Origin of the sequence: Sphaerospermopsis sp. LEGE 00249, from assembly GCF_014299995.1 — a bacterium.
In the GTDB taxonomy this organism is placed as follows: Bacteria; Cyanobacteriota; Cyanobacteriia; order Cyanobacteriales; family Nostocaceae; genus Sphaerospermopsis; species Sphaerospermopsis kisseleviana.
Map to the genome: position 1 here is coordinate 1 of NZ_JACJUZ010000135.1, position 5,590 is coordinate 5,590.

At 35.4% G+C, this 5,590-nt stretch carries 7 protein-coding genes and 1 other RNA gene; all 8 read left to right on the forward strand.

The annotated features are described in order from the left end of the window. Window positions 1–90 precede the first annotated feature (90 nt). The 8 genes from H5968_RS24500 (at window position 91) to ssrA (ending at window position 5,404) form a co-directional block, all read left to right on the forward strand. Window positions 91–717: an alpha/beta hydrolase gene (locus H5968_RS24500; RefSeq protein ID WP_137667480.1), complete on the forward strand. Its 627-nt coding sequence runs from the start codon at window positions 91–93 to the stop codon at window positions 715–717. A 159-nt stretch (window positions 718–876) separates the two neighbouring features. After that, window positions 877–1,089, forward strand: coding sequence for a DUF2555 domain-containing protein (locus H5968_RS24505; RefSeq protein ID WP_187042023.1), 213 nt, complete (start codon window positions 877–879; stop codon window positions 1,087–1,089). Between the two features lie 152 nt (window positions 1,090–1,241). Further along, the gene (locus H5968_RS24510) at window positions 1,242–1,787 is read left to right on the forward strand and encodes a hypothetical protein (protein ID WP_187042024.1); all 546 of its coding nucleotides are present in this window, start codon (window positions 1,242–1,244) and stop codon (window positions 1,785–1,787) included. Continuing rightward, window positions 1,781–2,878 (forward strand): DUF3696 domain-containing protein, encoded by a 1,098-nt coding sequence (locus H5968_RS24515; protein WP_187042025.1) that lies wholly within the window; start codon window positions 1,781–1,783, stop codon window positions 2,876–2,878. Before H5968_RS24510 ends, H5968_RS24515 begins: the two co-directional genes overlap by 7 nt. Further along, window positions 2,879–3,367, forward strand: a complete 489-nt coding sequence (locus tag H5968_RS25305; protein WP_222620802.1) for a hypothetical protein — start codon at window positions 2,879–2,881, stop codon at window positions 3,365–3,367. It begins immediately after the preceding gene. 75 nt (window positions 3,368–3,442) lie between these two features. Continuing rightward, window positions 3,443–3,664 carry a hypothetical protein gene (locus H5968_RS25310; protein WP_222620803.1) on the forward strand — a complete coding sequence of 74 codons (222 nt, stop codon included), beginning with the start codon at window positions 3,443–3,445 and terminating at the stop codon, window positions 3,662–3,664. Continuing rightward, the gene (gene coaBC, locus H5968_RS24525; RefSeq protein WP_187042026.1) at window positions 3,664–4,890 is read left to right on the forward strand and encodes a bifunctional phosphopantothenoylcysteine decarboxylase/phosphopantothenate--cysteine ligase CoaBC; all 1,227 of its coding nucleotides are present in this window, start codon (window positions 3,664–3,666) and stop codon (window positions 4,888–4,890) included. Before H5968_RS25310 ends, coaBC begins: the two co-directional genes overlap by 1 nt. 124 nt (window positions 4,891–5,014) lie before the next feature. After that, window positions 5,015–5,404, forward strand: a transfer-messenger RNA (tmRNA) gene (gene ssrA, locus H5968_RS24530). Window positions 5,405–5,590 lie beyond the last annotated feature (186 nt).

A 5,590-nucleotide genomic window follows, 5' to 3' on the forward strand; every position in this document is an offset into this window, starting at 1 on the left:
GGACTGGGGACTGGGGACTGGGGACAGTTAAGAGTTTTTAGCAATTACCAATTACCAGCCCTAACTAAATAACTAACAACATAATTGATCATGACTTTAGATTTCATTAGAATTTCGCCAAAAACAAAGCAAAAACCAGCCGCGCTCATCGTCACGTTACACGGGTGGGGTGCAAATGCCCAAGATGTAGAATCTTTATCCTCTTATTTCAATTTACCTGATTGTGAATTTTTGTTTCCCAATGCCCCTTATCCCTATCCCTATTCCCCAGTTGGTAGGGCGTGGTATGATTTGCGGGACGAGAATATGTATCAAGGATTGCCAGAAAGTCGTCAATTATTGATAGATTGGTTGCAGTCTTTAGAAAGCATGACAGGAGTGCCTTTGTCTCGCACCGTTTTGAGTGGGTTTTCTCAAGGTGGTGCCATGACGTTGGATGTAGGTTTAACTTTACCCTTGGCTGGTTTAGTTGTCATGAGTGGGTATCCACATCCTCAACTTGCTAACTTACAAAAAGGCAATTTTCCACCCACATTAATTATGCACGGCACACAGGATCAAGTTGTACCATTGTCAGCTGCTACCAAAGCTAAGGCAGTGGCAGAAGCATTAGGAGTGGTAGTCGAATATCATGAATTTGTGATGGGACATGAAATTAATTTAGAAATGCTGGAGGTATTGCGAAAATTTGTGATCAAGACAATTGCGGATGGCTAAGTTATCAATTTTTTACAATTGAGGAGAAAAATCAGCTAAATATTTACAAATTTCATGCCCACTAATTAGTAATATAGATTGGGTGGGATATTTTAGCTCATTTAGCTCAACTCCACCTACGGCTGAATGCGAGTGCTGCAAAAGGGAGGGGCAAGCATTATGACAACTCTAAGCATTTCCAGAAAAGAAATTGCTGCTATGACAGCAACAGATATAAAAGATTTGGCTACTCGTCTGGAATTGGATAATTATAGCAATGCTTTTGAGGGTTTAAATGATTGGCATTTACTGCGAGCGATCGCCTTTCAGCGTCCAGAATTAGTTGAGCCTTATATCTACCTATTAGATTTAGAACCCTACGACGAAGCATAGAAATTTTATCTAACAATTCAGAATTTTGTAAGGGTTTGGCCTTGCTAAACCCTTATATAAATCATTTTATGCAAATAATCATTACATGATTCAAACAGATCCATACAAATGGATGCAATAACAATACAGGCTTATGCCAAGCGAGCCATGCTATGAATCCTGGTAAACCGATACAAATTCTTAAAGACCTTGCTAATTTACCAGAATTTAAAAGAGTAATAAATCTAAGCAAAAAGAAAAAACAACGTATGGATGATCATGAATTTGTATTGGGTTTTATTGCTTTCATTTTAACCAGTTATAAAGATTATCCAGTAAATAAAGGTCGCAACTATTTTTTACATGAAGCTATGAAAAAATTAAACAAAATAGACTCTAATTTGATAGAAACCATAGAAAATAAGTTTACTATAGCAATGAAAGCAGCTTATAATATTTTTGAAAATACTGCTTTTCGGAAATCTTCAAGCTCTCCTGTGAATAAATCTCTTTTTGAATCTTGGTCAGTCACTTTAAGTGAATTAAATCCACAACAAATTAAAAAATTAATCGAGAATAAAACAATCTTAAAAGAAAAATTTAGACAAAAGATGAAAGATGACCCTAATTTCCTTAAATCTGTATCTCAAGTTTCTAGTAAAGTTCAATATCGTTTTGAAGAAATTAATCAAATAGTTCAAGAGGTTTTATCATGTTAAGTTCTTTAACTTTAAAAAATTTTAAGCCATTTGAAAACCAGTCTTTTGCATTCAAGCCATTAACATTCTTTTCTGGATTAAATAGCACTGGTAAATCGTCTTTACTGCAATCTTTATTACTGTTACGTCAATCCTATCAACAAGATTTATTAGATGATATAGGTCTGGCATTAAACGGTGATTTAGTATCTATAGGTACAGGAAAAGATGTACTTTTTAAACGAGCTAAAGAAGATTCAATCACATTTGAAGTTGGTATAAATAATAATATTCAAGGTACTTGGATTTTTGATTATGATCGTACATCAGATGTCATTCAAATATCTAATTTTTCTATTGTTGATGAAAAAATTTATAAGTCTAGTCTGTTTACAGATAAATTTCATTACTTAAAAGCAGAGAGAATAGCACCTAGAAATTATTTCCAAATGTCGGATTTTCAAGTTAGACAACATCAACAAATTGGTAGTCAAGGAGAATTTACTGCCCATTTCTTAGCTATAAATGAATATAAAAAAATTTCCCATAGTCAACTATTACATCCATCAATACAGTCTGATATTTTAAAAAGTCAAGTTGAAGCCTGGTTAGGAGAAATTAGCCCTGGAACAAGAATTGATATAGAGCTACATTCAGCAATGGATTTAGTAAATTTACAATATTCCTATGAAGATAATAATTTCTATCGTTCAACTAATGTAGGGTTTGGAATTACCTATACTTTACCAATTATTGTCGCCATATTATCTGCCGCCTCAGATACATTGATTTTATTAGAAAATCCAGAAGCTCATCTTCATCCTAGAGGACAATCTAAGATGGGAGAATTAATTGCCTTAGCAGCAAGTTGTGGTATTCAAATAATATTAGAAACTCATAGCGATCATGTTCTCAATGGTATTCGTAAAGCAGTAAGACATAATAAACTTGAGGCTGATAAAGTGCAAATTAACTACTTTGAAAGATATTTAAAAAAAGGACAACCAACAACAGAAATTATTACTCCTCGAATTTATCCAGATGGAGGGATTGATAAATGGCCTGATGGTTTTTTCGATCAAGCTGAAAAAGATTTAATGGAGTTACTATAAATGCACTTTTTGATTAATGAGCTTTCTTTTATTGGACAAGCATCTAATAATTATGAAGCTGATGAATTAATGAAACATATTTTTCAAATTATTACAGAAATAAGTGTTATTCAAAATGGTGATCCGATTCAAACTCATAGTAGTTTTGCTTCTCAAAATATATCCTCTGAGTTAACTGTTAGTCAATGGATTTTTGAGAATAAAAATTCAAAAAATTCTGAACAACAAAAAATCGCTATGATTCTACTGAGACTTTTAAGTAAGGGACTTTTTGTTGATGTACAAAATTTACTCAATGATTGCAAGTGTCATTATCAGAATATAGATGTTACATCAAGTTCATTAGCTGGTGCTGTTAAACTTCCAGGAATATTAATTAGTTTACAAAATAACCCTGATTTTGTTACAGAAAACATTGAAGTTGAATTTCAAGAAGGTACAAATGATTTAGAAAATAGAACTGTCAAGAATTTAACTCAAATTACCTAAGCTATCAAAATATGTCCTCGTTATAAACTTCATTCTAAACATGATCTTTCAGGATATTGGAAAAATGCTACACCTATGAATTTAAAAGATCAAGAAGCTCAAAAAGTGTTAAATAGTTCTATATGTAGCAGTAATAACAATAGTGAAAAACGTTATGGATATGATAAAAAAACTGATAAATTTTATGTGTTTCATTCAGACAATACCTTTGATGAACAAGGTTATCCAACCTATCATGGATTTCCAATTCCTGAAGATCAAGTCCCTAAAGAAGTATTAAATAAAATAAAGAGATAATGCCATCATTTATAAATCCCAAATCCAAAAAAGTTATTGTTGCTATATGCGGCGGTATTGCAGCTTATAAAGTTTGTGAATTGGTTTCTAGTTTGTTTAAATCTGGGGTAGAAGTGCGAGTAATTCTCACAAATTCCGCTCAAGAATTTATCAAACCTTTGACTTTTGCCACTTTATCCCGTCATCAAGCTTATACTGATGATGATTTTTGGCAACCTGTTTATTCTCGACCACTACATATCGAATTGGGAGAATGGGCGGATTTAATTGTCATCGCGCCTTTAACTGCTAATACTTTAGCTAAGTTAGCTTATGGGATGGCAGATAATTTATTAACAAATACTGTTCTTGCTTCTACTTGTCCTGTTTTGTTAGCACCTGCTATGAATACGGATATGTGGGAACAGGTAGCAGTACAAAGAAATTGGCAGCAACTATTGACAGATAAAAGATTTTATGGTATACAAACTGGTTCTGGGTTGTTAGCGTGCGATCGCATCGGTGCTGGAAGAATGGCCGAACCAGAAGAAATATTTGTTTATATTCAATCTTTATTGCATACCCAAGGAAAAAGAGATTTAAGCGGGAAGCGTGTTTTAATCAGTGCTGGGGGAACGAGAGAATATTTAGATCCGGTGCGGTTTATAGGCAATCCCTCCACGGGTAAAATGGGATTAGCATTAGCACAGGCAGCATTGCATAGAGGTGCAAAGGTAACATTAGTGCATTGTCCAGCGAGTTGGGATGCACCTTTAGGAGTTAAAGCAATTTCCGTAGTGAGTGCGGCTCAAATGCAGGCAGCGATGTTAAAAGAGTTAGGAAATGCAGATATAATAGTCATGTCTGCGGCGGTTGCGGATGTGAAACCGAGAGATTATAGTGTAGAGAAATTACCTAAGCGATCGCTCCCTGAAAATTTACCCCTTGCACCAGTACCGGATATAGTTGCTGAACTAGGGAAAATTAAACAACCCCAGCAATTATTAATCGGTTTTGCAGCACAAACCGGGGATATTATCACACCTGCGAAAGAGAAATTACAGAGAAAGAAATTAGATGCAATTGTAGCCAACCCTATTGATAAAATTGGCAGTGGTTTTGGGAGTGATCATAATCAAGCGGTATTTTTAGATAAAGAAGGAAGAGAAATAGAAATTCCCCCTTGTTCTAAGTTAGAAATGGCGCATTATTTGTTTGACTTTATTGTTTACAGCAGGAGGCAGTAGGCAGGAAGCAGGGGGAAGTTAATAACCCAATGCCCAATAACCAATACCCAAAGACAAGAAAATTTTTTTGATCAACCCAACACAATTCCAAAACGGCATACTATAATAGAAATATAAAGCGCATGGGGCTTTAACGGTTTCGACAGGTTGGCGAAAGCTGCTCTGTGATTCAGGTCGAGAGTGAGTCTCCTCTCGCAAATCAAAGGCTCAAACAAAAAGTAAATGCGAACAATATCGTAAGCTTTGCTCGTAAGGAAGCCCTAGTTGCTGCCTAATAGCCTCTTATAGGTCCGAGCGTCTCTGGTTTGACTCCGTTAAGGACTAGAGACCTAACCTCAACGGATGCTCCAGTAAGCGTTCTCTGGTTGGCTTGCTGGCTAAGACTAAATCAGAGCATCCTACGTTCGGGACAATGAACGATTCCCGCCTTGAGGGTCAGAAAGGCTAAACCTGTGAATGAGCGGGGGGTAAATACCCAATTTGGACATGGGTTCAATTCCCATAAGCTCCACTTAAAATAATTAACAAGTCCACTTACATATCAAAATGTAAGTGGATTTTGTTTTTGAGGTTTAAGTAAGTGGGTGTTAAAAATTTTTTCTGTTTCTTGTAGGGGCGAAGCATTCGGGTGATAACCTATCGCTGAAACCAGTTTATATTCTGTCCGAATGCTTCGCCCTTACGATTAATGAATCGGTGT

What these genes read in the sequence shown, in the direction of transcription:
- H5968_RS24500 (WP_137667480.1), top strand. Translation starts at nt 91, where the DNA reads ATGACTTTAGATTTCATTAGAATTTCGCCAAAAACAAAGCAAAAACCA.
- H5968_RS24505 (WP_187042023.1), top strand. Translation starts at nt 877, where the DNA reads ATGACAACTCTAAGCATTTCCAGAAAAGAAATTGCTGCTATGACAGCA.
- H5968_RS24510 (WP_187042024.1), top strand. Translation starts at nt 1,242, where the DNA reads ATGAATCCTGGTAAACCGATACAAATTCTTAAAGACCTTGCTAATTTA.
- H5968_RS24515 (WP_187042025.1), top strand. Translation starts at nt 1,781, where the DNA reads ATGTTAAGTTCTTTAACTTTAAAAAATTTTAAGCCATTTGAAAACCAG.
- H5968_RS25305 (WP_222620802.1), top strand. Translation starts at nt 2,879, where the DNA reads ATGCACTTTTTGATTAATGAGCTTTCTTTTATTGGACAAGCATCTAAT.
- H5968_RS25310 (WP_222620803.1), top strand. Translation starts at nt 3,443, where the DNA reads ATGAATTTAAAAGATCAAGAAGCTCAAAAAGTGTTAAATAGTTCTATA.
- coaBC (WP_187042026.1), top strand. Translation starts at nt 3,664, where the DNA reads ATGCCATCATTTATAAATCCCAAATCCAAAAAAGTTATTGTTGCTATA.